Here is a 17741-nt window from a genome sequence, read left to right as displayed (position 1 = left end):
AGGCATCGGCGTCGACCGCGCGGCGGGTTCCCGGGTGTCGCGGTGGTCCGCCGGACGGGTCATCTGGACATCCCACGTATGGACATCCCACGTCCCATGTTCGTGCGGAGGAAGGTACTTGTCCCGCAGGCGCCCCGGCAAGAAGTGCGCGTCACTCGGATTGGCCGGGAGTCGCCGCTCGCTTCCGACGCGGCGTCAAGGGATCAGTACGACCTTGCCGAGGTTGCCGCGCGCCTCGATGACCGCGTGCGCGCGGGCGGCCTCCGCCAGCGGGAACCGCGCGTGCACCGCAGGGCGCAGCCGGCCGCTCCCCGCCAGCTCCCACAGCTCCTCCCCGTGCCGCGCGTACACCTCCGGGTGGCGGGCGGCGAAGTGGCGCATCGTCATACCGGTCATGGTCTTCGCGCCGGCCAGCAGCTCGTACGCCGGTACCGTGCCGCCGCCGGAGTTGAAGAAGACCAGCTGCCCGCCCGGCGCGCACGCGGCGAGTGCGCGCGGCAGCACCTCGCCGCCGACGCCGTCGAGGACGACCTCGGCCGGCTCGCCCCAGGAGGCGTCCTCGTACGACACCACCTCGTCGACGCCCAGCCCGCGCAGGAACTCCGCCTTGGCCGGACCGGCCGACGGGCCCACCGCGGCGACCACTCGCCGCGCGCCCCGCACCCGCGCCAGCTGCACGGCGAGGTGGCCCGTCGCGCTGGCCGCGCCCGTCACCAGGACGGACGCGCCCGCCACGGCCCGCGCGGTGTGCAGCGCGGCCAGCGCCACATGGCCGCCGCGCACCAGCGCCACCGCGTCCACCGCGCTCGCGCCGTCCGGTATCCGGCTCGTCAGGGCGACCGGCAGGGTGACCAGTTCGGCGTACGAGCCGGTGAACGGCAGCCCGGTCACCCGGTCGCCCGCCGCGTACGCCGTGACGCCCGGACCGGTGCCGACGACCTTCCCCGCGACCTCGCCGCCGAGCACGCCGGGCAGCGGCGGGCCGCCGCCGTTGCCGTCGCCGCGCACCGCGCGTACGGACGGCAGCGTCACCCCGATCGCCTCGGTGCGCACCAGCAGTTCGCCGGGGCCCGGCTCCGGCGCCTCGGCCTCCTCGCTCCGCAGCACCTCGGGGCCGCCGTACTCATGGAACCGGATACGCCGCACGCATACCTCCCGCACTCGGCAGAAACGTTGGTGGCCCCAACGATACTCCGAATTCCATTGGATGCCCCAACGTTTTTGCGTTCGCTCGATAGGCTGAAGGCATGGCCGAAACCCCCTACGTACCCACGCGGATCCGCGCCCTCCCCAGCTGGCTCCTCGGCCGCGCCGCCGCCCGCGGCCACCGGCTCGTCGCCGAGGCGCTCGCCCGCGAAGGCATGCGGATGATGCACCACGCCGTACTGTCGGCCGTCGCCGAACTGGGCCCGGTCTCCCAGGCGGACCTCGGCCGCAGTCTGAGCATCGACCCCAAGGACATGGTGACGATCGTCAACGACCTGGTCGCCGAGGAGCTGGTGACCCGCGCACCCGACCCGCGCGACCGCCGCAAGAACGCGGTCACCATCTCGCCGTCCGGCACCCGCACGCTGCGCCGTACGCAGCGACTCGGCGACGCGGCCAACGCGGAACTGACCGCGGCGCTCACCCCCGCCGAGCGCGACCAGCTCATAGACCTGCTCACCCGCATCGCCACTCCGGGCCTGGACAGTCACTGCCCCTGACCCGGACGGCGGGCCGCGGTAAGGCGCCGCCGCGCTTCCGACGGTGCGTCAGTCCAGGGAATCCAGGGCGATGCGCTGTTCCCCGGCGTAGATGTTCATCGACTTGCCGCGCAGGAAGCCGACCAGGGTGAGGCCGGTCTCGGCGGCCAGGTCGACGGCGAGGGAGGACGGCGCGGAGACCGCGGCGAGGACGGGGATGCCTGCCATCACGGCCTTCTGGGCGAGTTCGAAGGAGGCGCGCCCGGAGACCATCAGCACGGTGTCGGACAGCGGCAGCCGGCCCTGCTGCACCGCACGGCCGATGATCTTGTCGACCGCGTTGTGCCGGCCCACGTCCTCACGCAGGTCCAGCAGCTCGCCGTCGGCTGTGAACAGCCCCGCGGCGTGCAGCCCGCCCGTACGGTCGAAGACCCGCTGGGCGGCGCGCAACCGGTCGGGCAGGACGGAGAGCGTCTCCGGCGTGAGCGTCATCCCGTCGTCGTCCCGCAGCGCGAACCGGGCCGTGGTCCGTACGGCGTCCAGGCTGGCCTTGCCGCACAGCCCGCAGGAGGACGTCGTGTAGACGTTGCGTTCGAGGGTGATGTCCGGGAGTGCGACACCGGGCGCGAGCTGCACGTCCACCACGTTGTACGTGTTGCTTCCGTCCTCCGTGGCCCCCGCGCAGTACACGATGTTGGCCAGCTCGTCCGCGCTGCTCAGTACGCCCTCGCTGACCAGGAAGCCGGCCGCGAGCGCGAAGTCGTCGCCGGGCGTGCGCATGGTGATGGCGAGCGGCTTGCCGCCGAGCCGGATCTCCAGCGGCTCCTCGGCGACCAGGGTGTCCGGGCGGGTGCTCACGGCTCCGTCGCGGATGCGGATGACGCGCCGTCGCTCGGTGACCCTGCCCATAACTGATCATCCCGGTTCTGTGCGTGGTGGCGGCCGGCGGACCGGCCCGTCCTCTCATTGTCCTGTACGTGGCACGAATGGCCGAGACCCGCCCATGGTCCGGTCGCCGCCCGTCCCGCACAGCCGGCCGGGGACTCCGCGACGGCGGGGTGGCCCGGGCCGTCGGTCCAGGTGAGGATTCCCGGCCGCGTGGACCACCCCGGTACACGCTGTGCACGCCGACGGCCCGGCCGGAGGTGCCTCCGGCCGGGCCGCCGTTTCGTGGCTCCGCGGCAGTGGTGTCCGCGTCCGCGGCAGCGCTGTCGCGTCAGACCTCGCCGCGCCAGGCGCCGGTCTCCGTACCGCGCGACTCGATGAACTTCTTGAAGTTCTTCAGGTCCGTAGTGGCCTTGCTGCGGACGAAGCCGAGCTTGTCACCGACGGTGTCGGCGATGCCCTCGGGGTCGTGCTCCAGCTGGAGCATGACCTTGGTGTGCTGGTCGTCGATGCGGTGGAAGGTCACCACGCCGGCCTGGCGGGCCTCTCCCTCCACCGTCGTCCAGGCCACCCGCTCGTCGGGGATCTGCTCGGTGATCTGCGCGTCGAACTCGCGCTTCACCCCGGCGATCTTGGTGACCCAGTGGGTCAGCGTCGGCGTCTTCTGCTCGATGCGTTCGACCCCGTCCATGAAGCGGGGGAATTCCTCGAACTGTGTCCACTGGTTGTAGGCCTTCGTCACCGGGACGGCAACCTCGACCGACTCTTCGATCTTCGACATGGTCCGGGCTCCTCCTCTCTGGGAACGTCCAGGGCTCCCCGCGTACCCGTCGAGTGGAGGTCAACACAGCCAATCCGAGGGCCCGGCCGGTGAATCCGGGTGACACAGATCACCGGAGCGTACGGTGGCAGGCTGGTTGCGCTCGGTAGACTGTAGACGATAACCAATCGTGGAGTGCTGGATCCGAGTCGTAGAGGGGGACCGCGATGCTGTCCGCTGGACTGCCGCAGGGGACCGTGCCGAAGCTCGAACGCCCCGGCCCGCTGCGTGAACGGGTCTATGAAGCGCTGCTCGAACTGATCACCACCCGCGCGCTCCAGCCGGGACAGCACCTGGTCGAGAGCGAACTCGCCGGGCACCTGGGGGTGTCCCGGCAGCCGGTGCGCGAGGCGCTGCAGCGGCTGAACACCGACGGCTGGGTCGATCTGCGCCCCGCGCAGGGCGCGTTCGTGCACGAGCCGACGGAGGAGGAGGCCGACCAGCTGCTCAGCGTGCGCACCCTGATGGAGGCCGAGGCGGCCCGGCTGGCCGCGGCGAACGCCACGAAGGCGGGCATCGAGGAGCTGTCGGCGTTGTGCGACCGGGGCGAGCAGGCGGTCCGCGAGGACGCCGTGGACCTCGCCGTCGCCACCAACGCCGAGTTCCACGCCAAGGTGATGGAGCTGGCGGGCAACACCGTACTGGCCGGGCTGGCCGAGCAGGTCGGCCGGCGGGTGCGCTGGTACTACACGCCGGTCGCCCGGCAGCGCGGCAAGCGGTCCTGGGCCGAGCACCGCGAGCTGATCGATGCCATCTCCAAGAAGGACGAGCGGCGCGCCACCGAGATCATGCGCGCCCACACCGAGCACACCCGCCGTTCGTACCACGAGCGCGAGGGCGCGAAGTAGGGAAGAGAGCGCCGGAGGCGGCGCACACCCCACCCTTTGTCCTGAGACAGGAGAAAGTCACTGCGGATTCCGTCCGTAGTACTTCCTCCTGCGGACAAGCGCTGCTACGTTCCCCTCGAAAGCCCGGCGAGACGGCGTACACGCGCCCGTCTGTACCCGCCGATGGCGATGTCGGTCTATGCCGAGGACGGCTGGAGGGGCGGCGTGAGGCGCATGACGGCCAGGCCCGCGAACGCGCATCAGGCGCGACTCCTTCATCTGCTGCGCGATCAGGGGCCCAACTCCCGTGCGCAGCTCGGTGATCAGGTCGACCTGTCGCGCTCCAAGCTCGCGGTGGAGGTCGACCGGCTGCTGGAGACCGGGCTCGTCGTCGCCGACGGACTGGCCGCCTCCCGGGGCGGCCGCCGTTCCCACAACATCCGGCTCGCGCCCACCCTGCGCTTCCTCGGCGTGGACATCGGCGCGACCTCGGTCGACGTGGCGGTCACCAACGCCGAGCTGGAGGTGCTCGGCCACCTCACCCAGCCGATGGACGTACGCGAGGGGCCGGTCGCGGTCTTCGAGCAAGTCCTCGCGCTGGCCGCCAAGTTGAAGGACAGTGGTCTCGCCGAGGGGTTCGACGGAGCGGGCATCGGCGTGCCGGGCCCGGTCCGCTTCCCCGAGGGTGTGCCCGTCGCCCCGCCGATCATGCCGGGCTGGGACGGCTTCCCCGTACGGGAGGCGCTCAGCCAGGAACTGGGCTGCCCGGTCATGGTCGACAACGACGTGAACCTGATGGCGCTGGGCGAGCAGCACGCGGGCGTGGCCCGCACCTCGCAGGACTTCCTTTGCGTCAAGATCGGTACCGGTATCGGCTGCGGCATCGTCGTCGGCGGCGCGGTCTACCGCGGAACGACCGGCAGCGCCGGCGACATCGGCCACATCCAGGTCGAGCCGAACGGCCGCCGCTGCGCCTGCGGCAACACCGGCTGCCTGGAGGCGTACTTCGGCGGTGCCGCGCTCGCCCGCGACGCGGAGGAGGCGGCGCGCGAGGGCCGATCCGCCGCGCTCGCCGACCGGCTCGCCGCCGCCGGCACGCTCGCCGCGTCGGACGTCTCGGTCGCCGCCTCCGCCGGTGACACCACCGCACTGGAACTCATCAAGGCCGGCGGCACCCGTACCGGACAGGTCATCGCCGGACTCGTCAGCTTCTTCAACCCCGGACTCGTGGTGATCGGCGGCGGGGTGACCGGCCTCGGCCACACGCTCCTGGCCGCGATCCGCACGCAGGTCTACCACCAGTCGCTGCCCCTGGCGACCGGCAACCTTCCCATTGTTCTGGGTGAGTTGGGCCCACTGGCCGGCGTGACCGGCGCGGCCCGGCTGATCAGCGACCACCTGTTCTCGCCGGCCTGAGCCGGCCCCGGACTTCCGTTCCGGGTGACGCACCGTCACCCGGAACGGCGCTCGACCCGCACGACGGCACCACACCGCTCCGCCCGCGCGACCCGCAAGCCCGCTCCGCCCGCGTGACCGGTACGTCCGTTCCACCTGCCCGATCCGTACGCCGCACGAGCCGCACGAGCCGCCGCACCCGTACGAGCCGCACCGCAGCACCACCGCCCCACGCGCCCTTTCGCGATGCCGCATGCCCCCATGCGCACCGCTCCGCCCTGCCCGCTCGCCGGCGTACCGCCGAGGAGGCCCGCCATGGCACCAGCGCACCGCCCCGCACCGCCGCCGTCCGCGGCGCACGAAGCCACCGGACCCCTGCTCACCATGACCGGCATCACCAAGTCCTTCCCCGGCGTCCGCGCGCTGGACGGGGTGGACCTGGACGTGACGGCGGGGGAGGTGCACTGTCTGCTCGGCCAGAACGGTGCGGGCAAGTCCACCTTGATCAAGGTGCTGGCCGGCGCCCATCAGCCGGACGGCGGCGAGATCCGCTGGCGCGGCGAAACGGTCTCCCTGAAGTCACCGATCGCCGCCATGCGGCTGGGCATCGCCACCATCTACCAGGAACTGGACCTGGTGGAGCACATGTCCGTCGCGGAGAACGTCTTCCTCGGCCACGAGCGCGCCACCGGCGGCTTCGTACGCACCGGCGAGGCCCGCGAGCGGACCGCCGAGCTGCTCGCCCGGCTCGGCCACCCCGAGATCGACCCCGGCACCCTGGTCGGCCGGCTCTCCGCCGCGGGGCAGCAGATCGCTTCCATGGCCCGTGCCCTCTCGCACGACGTACGGCTGATCGTCATGGACGAGCCGTCCGCGGCGCTCGACCCCGACGAGGTCGACAACCTCTTCCGCATCGTCGCCTCCCTCACCGCCTCCGGCGTCGCCGTCGTCTACATCTCCCACCGCCTGGAGGAGATCCGCCGGATCGGCGACCGGGTGACCGTACTGAAGGACGGCCGCACCGCAGCCCGTGGTCTGGATGCGCACGCCACCCCCACCCGCGACATCGTCGCCCTGATGACCGGCCGCGACGTCCAGTACGTCTTCCCCGAGCGGCGCGCGGCCACCGACCGCCCGGCACCCGTCCTCAGCGTCGAAGGGCTCGCCCGCGAGGGCGAGTTCGCGCCCGTCGACCTCGCGCTGCACCCCGGCGAGATCCTCGGCCTCGCCGGGCTCGTCGGGTCCGGCCGCTCGGAGATCCTGGAGACCGTCTTCGGCGCCCGGCGGCCCACCGCCGGGCGGGTCCTGGTCGACGGCCGGCCGCTGCGCCCCGGCAGCGTCACCGCCGCGGTACGCGCCGGACTCGGCCTCGCGCCCGAAGAACGCAAGTCCCAGGCGCTGCTGCTCCTGGAATCCGTCAGCCGCAACGTCACCGTCTCCTCACTGCCCCGCTTCTCCCGGGCCGGCTGGCTGAACCGGCACGCCGAACGGGCCGGTGCCCGCGCCGCCACCCGCGACCTCTCGCTGCGCCCCGACGACCCCGACCGCCCGGTCCGCACCCTCTCCGGCGGCAACCAGCAGAAGGCCGTACTGGCCCGCTGGCTGCTCCGCGGCTGCCGGGTGCTGCTCCTGGACGAGCCGACCCGCGGCGTGGACGTCGGCGCGCGCGCCGAGCTGTACGCGCTGATCCGGCGGCTCGCCGACGAGGGCATGGCCGTGCTGCTGGTCTCCAGCGAGGTGCCCGAGGTGCTCGGGCTCGCCGACCGGGTGCTCGTCCTGCGCGAGGGCCGGGTCGTGCACGAGGGAGAAGCGGCCGCACTGGACGAGCACCGGGTCCTGGACCTGGTCATGAGCGACGGACCGGGGCCCGTACCGGCCCCGGCAGGCCCAGCGCCCGAGGAGACGCCGGCCCCGACACCGCGAGGAGACCGCCCGTGAACACCTCCGAAGGACACGCCCTCCCGGCCGAGGCGGGCAGCGCACCGCCGCCGGGCCCCGCAGCGCCGGCGACCAAGGACAGCGGGCGCGGCAGCGTCCGGCACCGCCCCGACGTGCACAAGCTCTCGCTGCTCGGCGTCCTCGCCGCGCTCGTCCTGGTCGGCGCGCTCACCAAGCCCGAGCAGTTCCTGAGCGTGCAGAACCTCCAGCTCGTGCTCACCCAGGCCTCGGTCATCGGCGTGGTGACCGTCGGCGTCACCTTCGTCATCATCGGCGGCGGCATCGACCTCTCGGTCGGCGCGATGGTGGCCCTGGCCACCGTCTGGGCAACCACGCTGGCCACCCAGGAGTTCGGCCTCGGCGGCATCCTGCTGTGCGCGCTGTGCGTCGGCCTGGGCTGCGGACTGGTCAACGGACTGCTCGTGTCGCTCGGCGGGCTGGTGCCCTTCATCGCGACCCTCGCCATGCTCGCCTCGGCCCGCGGCCTCGCCCTCCAGATCAGCGAGGGCCGCACCCAGGTGGTGTCCGTCGAGCCGGTGCTCGCGCTGGGCCGCCGGGACGCCTACCTGCTCGGCATCCCGCCCATCGTGCTGGTCTTCGCCGTCGTCACCGTCGTCGGCTGGCTGCTGCTGAACCGTACGACCTTCGGCCGGCGCACCGTCGCGGTCGGCGGCAACCCCGAGGCGGCCCGGCTGGCCGGCATCGACGTACGCCGTCAGCGGCTGCTGCTCTACCTGCTGTCCGGGCTGTGCTGCGGCATCGCGGCCTTCCTGCTGATCGTGCTGACCGGCTCCGGACAGAACACCAACGGAAACCTCTACGAGCTCGACGCCATCGCCGCGGCCATCATCGGCGGCACCCTGCTCAGCGGCGGCCGCGGCACCATCACCGGCTCCGTCCTCGGCGTCCTCGTCTTCACCCTCATCACCAACCTCTTCGCCCTGAACAACCTGGAGACCGCCGTTCAGCAGATCGCCAAGGGCGCCATCATCGTCGCCGCCGTACTGGTACAGAAGGGCCGCAAGTCATGACCGAGCGCATCCCACAGACTCCGTCGACCAGCCGCAGAAACATGCTCTTCGGCGCCGCTGCCGTCTCCGCCGGCGCGTTCCTCACCGCCTGCACCAGCAACGAGAACAACGCCTCGGCCGGCACCGGCAAGCAGCAGGCCGGCGGGGCCGACGACAAGCCCGGCAAGAAGGTCACCATCGGCTTCGCCGGACCGCAGGCCGACCACGGCTGGCTGAACGCCATCAACCAGAACGCCAAGGAGCGCGCGAAGCAGTACGAGGACGTCACCCTGGAGATCACCGAGGGCTCCAACGACACGGCCCAGCAGATCGGGCAGATCGAGACCCTGATCAACAAGAAGGTCGACGTCCTGGTCATCCTGCCCGCCGACGGCAAGGCGCTGACCCAGGTCGGGCTGAAGGCCATGCGCGCCGGCATCCCCGTCGTCAACCTCGACCGGGTCTTCGCCTCGCAGCAGGCCTACCGCTGCTGGGTCGGCGGCGACAACTACGGCATGGGCCTCAACGCCGGGCATTACATCGGCGAGCAGCTCAAGGACAAGAAGAACGCCAAGGTCGTCGAGCTGGCCGGGATCGACAACCTGGAACTGACCCGGCAGCGCACCCAGGGCTTCGACGACGCCCTGAAGAACTACCCCAACATCAAGAAGGTCGGGCGGCAGGCCGCCGAGTTCACCGTCGAGTCCGGCCAGTCCAAGATGGCGGGCCTGCTCCAGGCGCACCCCGACTTCGACGCCCTGTGGAACCACGACGACGACCAGGGCGTGGGCGCCGAGCGGGCCATCGAACAGGCCGGCCGCGACGGCTTCCTCATGGTCGGCGGCGCCGGCTCCCGCAAGGTCATGGACACCATCAAGGCCGGCAACTCCGTCCTGAAGGCCACGGTGCTCTACCCGCCCACCATGTCCGCCTCCGCCATCGACCTGGCCCGCGCGCTCGGCCAGGGCAAGGGCGTCAGCGGCATGGCCGAGCTGGAGATCCCCGCCTCGATCACCCTGTACTCCGCGGTCGTCACCAAGGACAACGTCGACGACTACCTCCCGACCGGCTTCAACTGACGCGGCGCGCGCCCGCCGGCCGGCCGCCGCGCCGCCCGGCCGTGCCCCGACCCCCACACCCGACTGCCACCGATGAGGTGATGCATGGACGACAACACGAAGGACCCCACCCCCGACGGCCGCCCCGCACTGGGCATCGGCATGGTCGGCTACGCCTTCATGGGTGCCGCCCACTCCCAGGGCTGGCGCACCGCGGCCCGGGTCTTCGACCTGCCGCTGCGCCCGGCCATGAACGCCGTCTGCGGCCGGGACGCCGACGCCGTACGGGCCGCCGCCGACCGGCTCGGCTGGGCCGCGGCGGAGACCGACTGGCGGGCCCTGATCGCCCGCGACGACGTCGACGTGGTCGACATCTGCACGCCCGGCGACAGCCACGCCGAGATCGCCATCGCGGCCCTCGAAGCCGGCAAGCACGTGCTGTGCGAGAAGCCGCTGGCCAACACGGTCGCGGAGGCCGAGGCCATGGTGGCGGCGGCGGAGACGGCCCGGGCCCGCGGCCGGATCGCCATGACCGGCTTCAACTACCGGCGCACGCCCGCGATGGCGCTCGCCCGGCGGTTCGTCGAGGAGGGCCGCATCGGTACGCTGCGCCACCTGCGCGCCACGTACCTCCAGGACTGGCTGGTCGACGCGCAGGCACCGATGACCTGGCGGCTGCGCAAGGAGAGCGCCGGCTCCGGCGCCCTGGGCGACCTCGGCGCCCACATCGTCGACCTCGCGCAGCACCTGGCGGGGGAGCCGCTGACGGGGGTCTCGGCCGTCACCGAGACGTTCGTACCGCGGCGCCCGCTGCCCTCGGGCGGTACGGACGAGGTGACGGTGGACGACGCGGCGCTGTTCACCGGCCGGTTCGCCTCGGGCGCGCTGGGGTCCTTCGAGGCCAGCCGGGTCGCCGCGGGCCGCAAGAACGCCCTCCGCATCGAACTCAACGGCGACCGCGGCTCCCTCTCCTTCGACCTGGAACGCCTCAACGAGCTGTCCTTCCACGACCACACCGAACCGTCCGTCGCGGCCGGCTTCCGCCGCATCCTGGTCACCGAGCCGGACCACCCGTACCTGGAGGGGTGGTGGCCGCCGGGCCACGGCCTCGGCTACGAGCACACCTTCGTGCACCAGGCCCGCGACCTGGTGCACGCCATCGCCGCCGGCAGCGACCCGGCGCCCTCCTTCGCCGACGGGCTGCGCGTGCAGCGCGTGCTGGCCGCTGTGGAGGAGAGCGCCGCGAAGAACTGCGTCTACACCCCCGTATCGGCCTGAGGAGGTCCCGCACCGTGCCACGCCAATTCACTCTCTTCACCGGTCAATGGGCCGATCTCCCGCTGGAGGAGGTCTGCCGCATGGCGCGCGACTTCGGCTACGACGGGCTCGAACTCGCCTGCTGGGGAGATCACTTCGAGGTCGACAAGGCGCTCGCCGACCCCGCCTACCTCGACTCGCGCCACGCGCTGCTCGACAAGTACGGCCTCAAGTGCTGGGCCATCTCCAACCACCTGGTCGGCCAGGCGGTCTGCGACGCCATCATCGACGAGCGGCACGAGGCGATCCTGCCCGCCCGCATCTGGGGCGACGGCGAGGCCGAGGGCGTACGGCAGCGGGCGGCGGCCGAGATGAAGGACACCGCGCGGGCCGCTGCCGCCTTCGGCGTCCGCACCGTCGTCGGTTTCACCGGCTCCGCCGTCTGGCACCTGGTCGCGATGTTCCCGCCGGTCGTGCCCGGCATGATCGAGCGCGGCTACGAGGACTTCGCCGAGCGCTGGAACCCCATCCTCGACGTCTTCGACGCCGAAGGCGTCCGCTTCGCGCACGAGGTCCACCCCAGCGAGATCGCCTACGACTACTGGACCACCCACCAGGCCCTGGAAGCCGTCGGCCACCGGCCCGCCTTCGGGCTCAACTTCGACCCGTCGCACTTCGTGTGGCAGGACCTGGACCCGGTCGGCTTCCTGTGGGACTTCCGCGACCGGATCTACCACGTGGACTGCAAGGAGGCCAGGAAGCGCCTGGACGGCCGCAACGGCCGGCTCGGCTCCCACCTGCCCTGGGGCGACCCGCGCCGCGGCTGGGACTTCGTCTCGGCGGGCCACGGCGACGTGCCCTGGGAGGACTGCTTCCGGATGCTGCGCTCGATCGGGTACGAGGGCCCGGTCTCGGTCGAGTGGGAGGACGCCGGCATGGACCGCCGGCAGGGCGCGCCCGAGGCGCTGGCCCGCCTCAAGGCGTACGACTTCGAGCCGCCCACGGCATCGTTCGACGCGGCGTTCGGCCGCTCGGACACCTGACGCACCACACTCCTTTGTCCTCCTGAGGGCAGAAGTCCTCGCTCTCTCGTGTCAAAGGTCTATCCGTAGCGGGCCGACGCGACTACCTTCGCCTCTGGTGTCACGTACACGTACATGACGGCTCGCACAGCGCACTGAACTCCCCAGCACCGCCCACCGCACGGCACTCAACCCGCCCGGGAGGCACCGCGTGCACAGAAGACGTCTCAGAATCCGCTCCGCACTCGCCCTCTTCGCCGGCGGCCTGCTCGCGGCCGGCTCGCTCTCGCTCGGCAGCACCCCCTCGGTCGCGGCGCCGGCCGCGGACCCGGCCCCCAAGGCCGAGGACTTCCAGCAGGTCACCCTCGCCAAGGGTGAGCCGGAGATGGGCGAGCCGATGACGCTCGCCGTCCTCCCCGACCGCTCGGTCCTGCACACCGCGCGCGACGGCACACTGCGGCTGACCGACGCCACCGGCTACACCAAGGTCGCCGGCAAGCTGCCCGTCTACACCCACGACGAAGAGGGCCTCCAGGGCGTCGGCGTCGACCCCGGATTCAAGGACAACCGCTTCATCTACCTCTTCTACGCACCGCCGCTGGACACCCCCGCAGGTGACGCGCCCGACAACGGCACCGCGGCGGACTTCGCGAAGTTCGACGGCCTCAACCGGCTCTCCCGCTTCGTCCTCAAGGAGGACGGCACGCTGGACACCGCCAGCGAGAAGAAGATCCTGGAGGTGCCCACCTCCCGCGGCACCTGCTGCCACGTCGGCGGCGACATCGACTTCGACGCGCAGGGCAACCTCTACCTCTCCACCGGCGACGACTCCAACCCGTTCGCCTCCGACGGGTACACGCCCATCGACGAGCGCGCCGACCGCAACCCCGCGTACGACGCCCAGCGCAGCGCCGGCAACACCAACGACCTGCGCGGCAAGATCCTGCGCATCAAGGTGAAGGACGACGGCTCGTACGACATCCCCGAGGGCAACCTCTTCGCGCCCGGCACCGAGAAGACCCGCCCCGAGATCTACGCGATGGGCTTCCGCAACCCCTTCCGGATGAGCGTCGACAAGCCCACCGGCATCGTCTACGTCGGTGACTACGGTCCCGACGCCGGTGCCGCCAGCCCCACCCGCGGCCCGGCCGGCCAGGTGGAGTTCGCCCGCGTCACCAAGCCCGGCAACTACGGCTGGCCGTACTGCACCGGCGACAACGACGCCTTCATCGACTACGACTTCGCCACCGGGAAGTCCGGCGAGGCCTTCGACTGCGCCGCGCCCAAGAACACCTCGGTGCACAACACCGGCCTGACCGACCTGCCCCCGGCCCAGGTCGCGTGGATCCCGTACGACAACGCCTCCGTGCCGGAGTTCGGCAGCGGCTCCGAGTCCCCGATGGGCGGCCCGGTCTACCGCTACGACGCCGCCCTCGACTCGAAGGTGAAGTTCCCCGAGGCCTACGACGGCGACTTCTTCGCCGGTGAGTTCGGCCGCCGCTGGATCAAGCGCATCGAGAAGGGCGACGACGGCACCGTCCAGTCCATCAACGCCTTCCCCTGGACCGGCACCCAGGTGATGGACATGGCCTTCGGCCCGGACGGCGCGCTGTACGTCCTGGACTACGGCACCGGCTACTTCAACGGTGACGAGAACTCCGCGCTGTACCGCATCGAGAACGCCACCGACGGCCACTCGCCGGTCGCCGAGGCCAAGGTCGACCGCACCTCCGGCCAGGCGCCCCTGAAGGCCAAGTTCACCGCGAGCGCCACCGACGCCGACGGCGACGCGATCACCTACGCCTGGGACTTCGGCGACGGCTCCACCTCCACGGCGCAGAACCCGTCGCACACGTACAAGAAGAACGGCACCTACACCGCGACCGTCACCGCGAAGGACGCCTCGGGCCGCACCGGCTCGGCCAGCGTCCACCTCACGGTCGGCAACACCGCGCCCAAGGTGACGCTGGAACTCCCCGGTAACGGACAGCTGTTCACCTTCGGCGACAAGGTCCCCTTCAAGGTCAAGGTCACCGACCCCGAGGACGGGAAGATCGACTGCTCCAAGGTCACCGTCACCCACATCCTCGGCCACGACAGCCACGGCCACGCCGTCACCTCGGCCAAGGGCTGCGAGGGCACCATCCAGACCCTGGCCGACGGTGAGCACGACGCCAACGCCAACATCTTCGGTGTCTTCGACGCCGAGTACACCGACAAGGGCGCAGGCGGCCAGCCGCCGCTGACCACGCACGCCCAGAGCATGACTCAGCCCAAGCACCGGCAGGCCGAGCACTTCGGTACCTCCAAGGGCGTCAAGGCGGTCAGCCACACGCCGGCGCACGGCGGCAAGACCGTCGGTGACATCCACAACGGTGACTGGATCGGCTTCACCCCGTACCGCGTCGGCAACGCCACGAAGCTGACCGCCCGGGTCGCCTCGGCAGGCGCCGGCGGCACGCTGGAGATCCGCACCGGCAAGCCGGACGGCAAGCTGCTCGGCACGGCCAAGGTGCCGGTCACCGGCGGCTGGGAGACGTACACGGACGTCAGCACCGCCCTCGCGAAGCCGCCCACCGGGACGACGACGCTCTACCTCGTCTTCAAGGGCAGCGGCACGGGAGCGCTGTACGACGTGGACGACTTCGACATCACGACGAAGTAGTGACGTAGCGACAGAGCGCAGTAGCGCAGTTGCGCACGGGTGTGGCGGGGGGGGGGGGGGGGGGGGGGGGGGGGGCCGCCCCCCCCCCCCCCCCCCCCCCGGCCACCTCTGCCCAGAGGCCCCTTGCCCAGCCACCCCCCCCGCCGCTGGAGGAAGGACTCCGCACATGCACGCGTACCAGCCCACGGCGAGACGGCAGGCCGTACGGCGGCTCGGCATCACCGCCGCCGCGGCCGCGACCCTGCTCGCCACCATGGCACTCCCCGGTGCCGCCGCTTCCCCTGAAGGCGGAACCGCGGCAGACGGCGCCCGGGTCCTGGTCTTCTCCAAGACCGCAGGCTTCCGCCACGACTCGATCCCCGACGGCATCGCCACCGTCAAGGACCTCGGCGCCCAGCACGGCTTCGCCGTCGACGCCACCGAGGACGCCGGCGCCTTCACGCCCGGCAACCTCGCCAAGTACGACGCGGTCGTGTGGCTGTCGACCACCGGAGACGTCCTCGACGCCACCCAGCAGGCCGCGTTCGAGAAGTACATCGCCGCGGGCGGCGGCTACGTCGGCGTGCACGCCGCCGCCGACACCGAGTACGACTGGCCCTTCTACGGCGGCCTGGCCGGCGCGTACTTCCAGTCCCACCCGGCGATCCAGCCCGCCACCCTGCGCGTCGAGGACCGCGCCCACCCCGCCACCGCACACCTGCCGGCGGCCTGGGAGCGCACCGACGAGTGGTACAACTACCGCACCAACCCGCGCGACCGCGCCCACGTCCTCGCCACCCTCGACGAGTCCACGTACACCGGCGGCTCGATGGGCGAGGACCACCCCTTCGCCTGGTGCCAGGGGTACCGCGGCGGCCGCGCCTTCTACACCGGCGCAGGCCACACCAAGGAGTCCTACGCCGACCCCGCCTTCCGCACCCACCTCCTCGGCGGCATCCGCTACGCCACGGGCCTCGCCCAGGCCGACTGCCGCCCGGAGAACGGCTACACCCCCCTCTTCGACGGCACCCGCACGAGCCTGGAGGGCTGGAAGCAGGCGGGCCCCGGCACCTTCACCCTGAACGAGGACGACGGCACGCTCACCTCCGACGGCGGCATGGGCATGCTCTGGTACGCCGCCAAGGAGCAGCGCGGCTACTCCCTCAAGCTCGACTGGAAGATGGCGAGCGAGTCCGGTGACGACAACTCCGGCGTCTACGTGGGCTTCCCGGCCTCCGACGACCCCTGGTCCGCCGTGAACAACGGCTACGAGATCCAGATCGACGCCACGGACACCCCCGACCACACCACCGGCTCCGTCTACGGCTTCCAGGCCGCCGACACCAAGGCCAGGGACGCGGCCCTGAACCCGCCGGGGGAGTGGAACACCTACGAACTCCGCGTCCAGGGCGAACGCCTGAAGGTGTACCTCAACGGCCGCAAGATCAACGACTTCACCAACCAGGACCCGGTGCGCTCCCTCCGCCAGGGCTACATCGGCATCCAGAACCACGGCCCCGACGACAAGGTCTCCTTCCGCAACATTCGGATCAAGCAGCTGGGGTCGGCCGGCGGGGGCCGGTGAGGGGTGAGGGGTGAGGGGTGCGCTGGAGCCGGGGAGGGCTGAGTGGGCTGAGTAGGTAACGGGCCCCCGGCTCCCGGCTCCGGGCTCCCGGCTCCGGGCTCCCGCTCCGGCCTCGGTCGGGGCCTTGGAGCCGAGGTCAGGCTTTCGAGAGGAACGGGCAGAGCCGAGGCCAGGCTTTCGAGGGAAACGGCACAGGTACGGCGCAGGCATGGCGCAGGAACGGCGCTTCGAGCAGGGATACGGGAGGGCGTATGGCTACGGGTTCGAGTACGGGGACGAGCGCGGGAGCGCCGGGTGCCGAGACGGGCGCGGCAGGAATGGGGGACGGGCCCGCGGGTTCGGGGACCGGCCGCACCGGGGTGTGGCTGATCGGCGCGCGGGGCTCGGTCGCCACGACCGTCATCGCAGGGTGTGCCGCACTCGTCGCCGGCCTGCACGAGCCGACCGGCATGGTCACCGAGTCGGCGGCCTTCGCCGACGTCCCGCTCCCGCCACTGGAGTCCCTGGTCTTCGGCGGCCATGACATCACCTCCTGCCCGCTCCCGAAGCGCGCCGAGCAACTGGCCGCCGGCGGCGTTCTGCCCCACGGCCTGCCCCGCTCCCTACAGAACGAACTCGCCGCGGCCGACGCCGAGATACGCGCCGGCGGCCCGGGACCGGGGGACACCCGCGACGACGAAACGCTGATCGCGTCCTTCGCCGCGGACCTCCGCACCTTCCGCAGCACACACGCCCTGGACCGCGTGGTCGTCATCAACGTGGCGTCGACAGAGGCAGCGCCGGGGGCCGGGGGTGTCGGTGGCGTCGACGGTGTCGACGGTGTCGACGGGGGAGGGGCCGTCGGGCAGTCGGTCGGTGAAAGGCCCGTGCCGCCCGCCGAGCGCCTCCCCGCCAGCTCCCGCTACGCCCTCGCCGCTCTGCGGGCGGGCTGTGCCTACGTCAACTTCACCCCCTCCACCGGCCTGCACCACCCACTCCTCCAGGACATGGCCCGCTGCAGCGGCCTCCCGTACGCGGGCCGGGACGGCAAAACCGGCCAGACCCTGCTGCGCTCCGTCCTCGCACCGATGATGGCCCAGCGCGCACTGACCGTACGGGCCTGGTCCGGTACGAACCTCCTCGGCGGAGGAGACGGCGCGGCCCTCGCCGACCCGGCCGCCGCCGCGGCCAAGAACGCGGGCAAGGCCGCCGTACTCCGCGACACCCTCGGCGAACTCCCGCCCGGCGACCTCCACATCGACAACGTCCCGGCCCTGGGCGACTGGAAGACGGCCTGGGACCACATCGCGGTCGACGGCTTCCTCGGCAGCCGGGTGATCCTCCAGACCATCTGGCAGGGCTGCGACTCCGCCCTCGCCGCCCCGCTCGTACTCGATCTGGCCCGCCTGGTCGCCGCCGCCCACGCCGCCGGCCTCAGCGGACCGCTCCCCGAACTCGGCTTCTACTTCAAGGACCCGGACGGCGGCCCGGCCGCACTGGCCGACCAGTACACGGCCCTCACCACCACCTTCGCCACCCGACTCCGGGAGGCCCACGCATGATCCCCCTCCCGCGCTTCCTCCGTCCGTCCTCGACCCGGCCCCACCGTTCCACGCCCCGCCGCCCCACCGACCTG

Annotated in this window: 14 protein-coding genes; 11 read left to right on the top strand and 3 right to left on the bottom strand. The window is 71.9% G+C overall.

What is annotated here, in order from left to right:
• Positions 1-195: 195 nt before the first annotated feature.
• A complete protein-coding gene (locus ACIGQF_RS22950; RefSeq protein WP_399713153.1) occupies positions 196-1146 on the bottom strand; it encodes a zinc-binding alcohol dehydrogenase family protein in 951 nt (316 codons plus the stop codon).
• A 101-nt stretch (positions 1147-1247) separates the two neighbouring features.
• Here ACIGQF_RS22950 and ACIGQF_RS22945 point away from each other — a divergent pair, with 101 nt between their 5' ends.
• The gene (locus ACIGQF_RS22945) at positions 1248-1706 is read left to right on the top strand and encodes a MarR family winged helix-turn-helix transcriptional regulator (RefSeq protein ID WP_399713150.1); all 459 of its coding nucleotides are present in this window, start codon (positions 1248-1250) and stop codon (positions 1704-1706) included.
• Between the two features lie 48 nt (positions 1707-1754).
• On the opposite strand, the gene fdhD is transcribed toward ACIGQF_RS22945, so the two are convergent.
• Entirely contained in the window at positions 1755-2594 is an 840-nt protein-coding gene (gene fdhD / locus ACIGQF_RS22940) for a formate dehydrogenase accessory sulfurtransferase FdhD (protein WP_399713148.1), read from the bottom strand.
• A 307-nt stretch (positions 2595-2901) separates the two neighbouring features.
• Positions 2902-3351, bottom strand: a complete 450-nt coding sequence (locus ACIGQF_RS22935) for an SRPBCC family protein (RefSeq protein WP_361566085.1) — start codon at positions 3349-3351, stop codon at positions 2902-2904.
• A 206-nt stretch (positions 3352-3557) separates the two neighbouring features.
• Here ACIGQF_RS22935 and ACIGQF_RS22930 point away from each other — a divergent pair, with 206 nt between their 5' ends.
• From ACIGQF_RS22930 to ACIGQF_RS22885, 10 genes are all read left to right on the top strand, one after another.
• Positions 3558-4238 (top strand): GntR family transcriptional regulator, encoded by a 681-nt coding sequence (locus tag ACIGQF_RS22930; RefSeq protein WP_399713144.1) that lies wholly within the window; start codon positions 3558-3560, stop codon positions 4236-4238.
• A 213-nt stretch (positions 4239-4451) separates the two neighbouring features.
• Positions 4452-5633 (top strand): ROK family protein, encoded by a 1182-nt coding sequence (locus ACIGQF_RS22925; protein ID WP_399713595.1) that lies wholly within the window; start codon positions 4452-4454, stop codon positions 5631-5633.
• Positions 5634-5927: 294 nt separating this feature from the next.
• On the top strand, positions 5928-7550 hold the full coding sequence (locus tag ACIGQF_RS22920; protein WP_399713141.1) for a sugar ABC transporter ATP-binding protein: 1623 nt from the start codon (positions 5928-5930) through the stop codon (positions 7548-7550).
• Positions 7547-8581 (top strand): ABC transporter permease, encoded by a 1035-nt coding sequence (locus ACIGQF_RS22915; RefSeq protein WP_399713138.1) that lies wholly within the window; start codon positions 7547-7549, stop codon positions 8579-8581. Before ACIGQF_RS22920 ends, ACIGQF_RS22915 begins: the two co-directional genes overlap by 4 nt.
• Positions 8578-9639, top strand: coding sequence for a substrate-binding domain-containing protein (locus tag ACIGQF_RS22910; protein WP_399713135.1), 1062 nt, complete (start codon positions 8578-8580; stop codon positions 9637-9639). Before ACIGQF_RS22915 ends, ACIGQF_RS22910 begins: the two co-directional genes overlap by 4 nt.
• Positions 9640-9723: 84 nt before the next feature.
• Positions 9724-10896 carry a Gfo/Idh/MocA family protein gene (locus tag ACIGQF_RS22905; RefSeq protein WP_399713133.1) on the top strand — a complete coding sequence of 391 codons (1173 nt, stop codon included), beginning with the start codon at positions 9724-9726 and terminating at the stop codon, positions 10894-10896.
• Positions 10897-10910: 14 nt separating this feature from the next.
• The gene (locus ACIGQF_RS22900; protein WP_399713131.1) at positions 10911-11918 is read left to right on the top strand and encodes a sugar phosphate isomerase/epimerase family protein; all 1008 of its coding nucleotides are present in this window, start codon (positions 10911-10913) and stop codon (positions 11916-11918) included.
• A 190-nt stretch (positions 11919-12108) separates the two neighbouring features.
• Entirely contained in the window at positions 12109-14562 is a 2454-nt protein-coding gene (locus ACIGQF_RS22895; RefSeq protein WP_399713128.1) for a PQQ-dependent sugar dehydrogenase, read from the top strand.
• A 166-nt stretch (positions 14563-14728) separates the two neighbouring features.
• The gene (locus ACIGQF_RS22890) at positions 14729-16126 is read left to right on the top strand and encodes a ThuA domain-containing protein (RefSeq protein ID WP_399713125.1); all 1398 of its coding nucleotides are present in this window, start codon (positions 14729-14731) and stop codon (positions 16124-16126) included.
• Positions 16127-16443: 317 nt separating this feature from the next.
• Positions 16444-17667, top strand: a complete 1224-nt coding sequence (locus tag ACIGQF_RS22885) for an inositol-3-phosphate synthase (protein ID WP_399713592.1) — start codon at positions 16444-16446, stop codon at positions 17665-17667.
• Positions 17668-17741: the final 74 nt, after the last annotated feature.

It is taken from the genome of Streptomyces sp. NPDC053560 (assembly GCF_044544605.1).
Lineage (GTDB): Bacteria > Actinomycetota > Actinomycetes > Streptomycetales > Streptomycetaceae > Streptomyces.
This window is presented reverse-complemented; position numbering and strand designations above follow the sequence as displayed.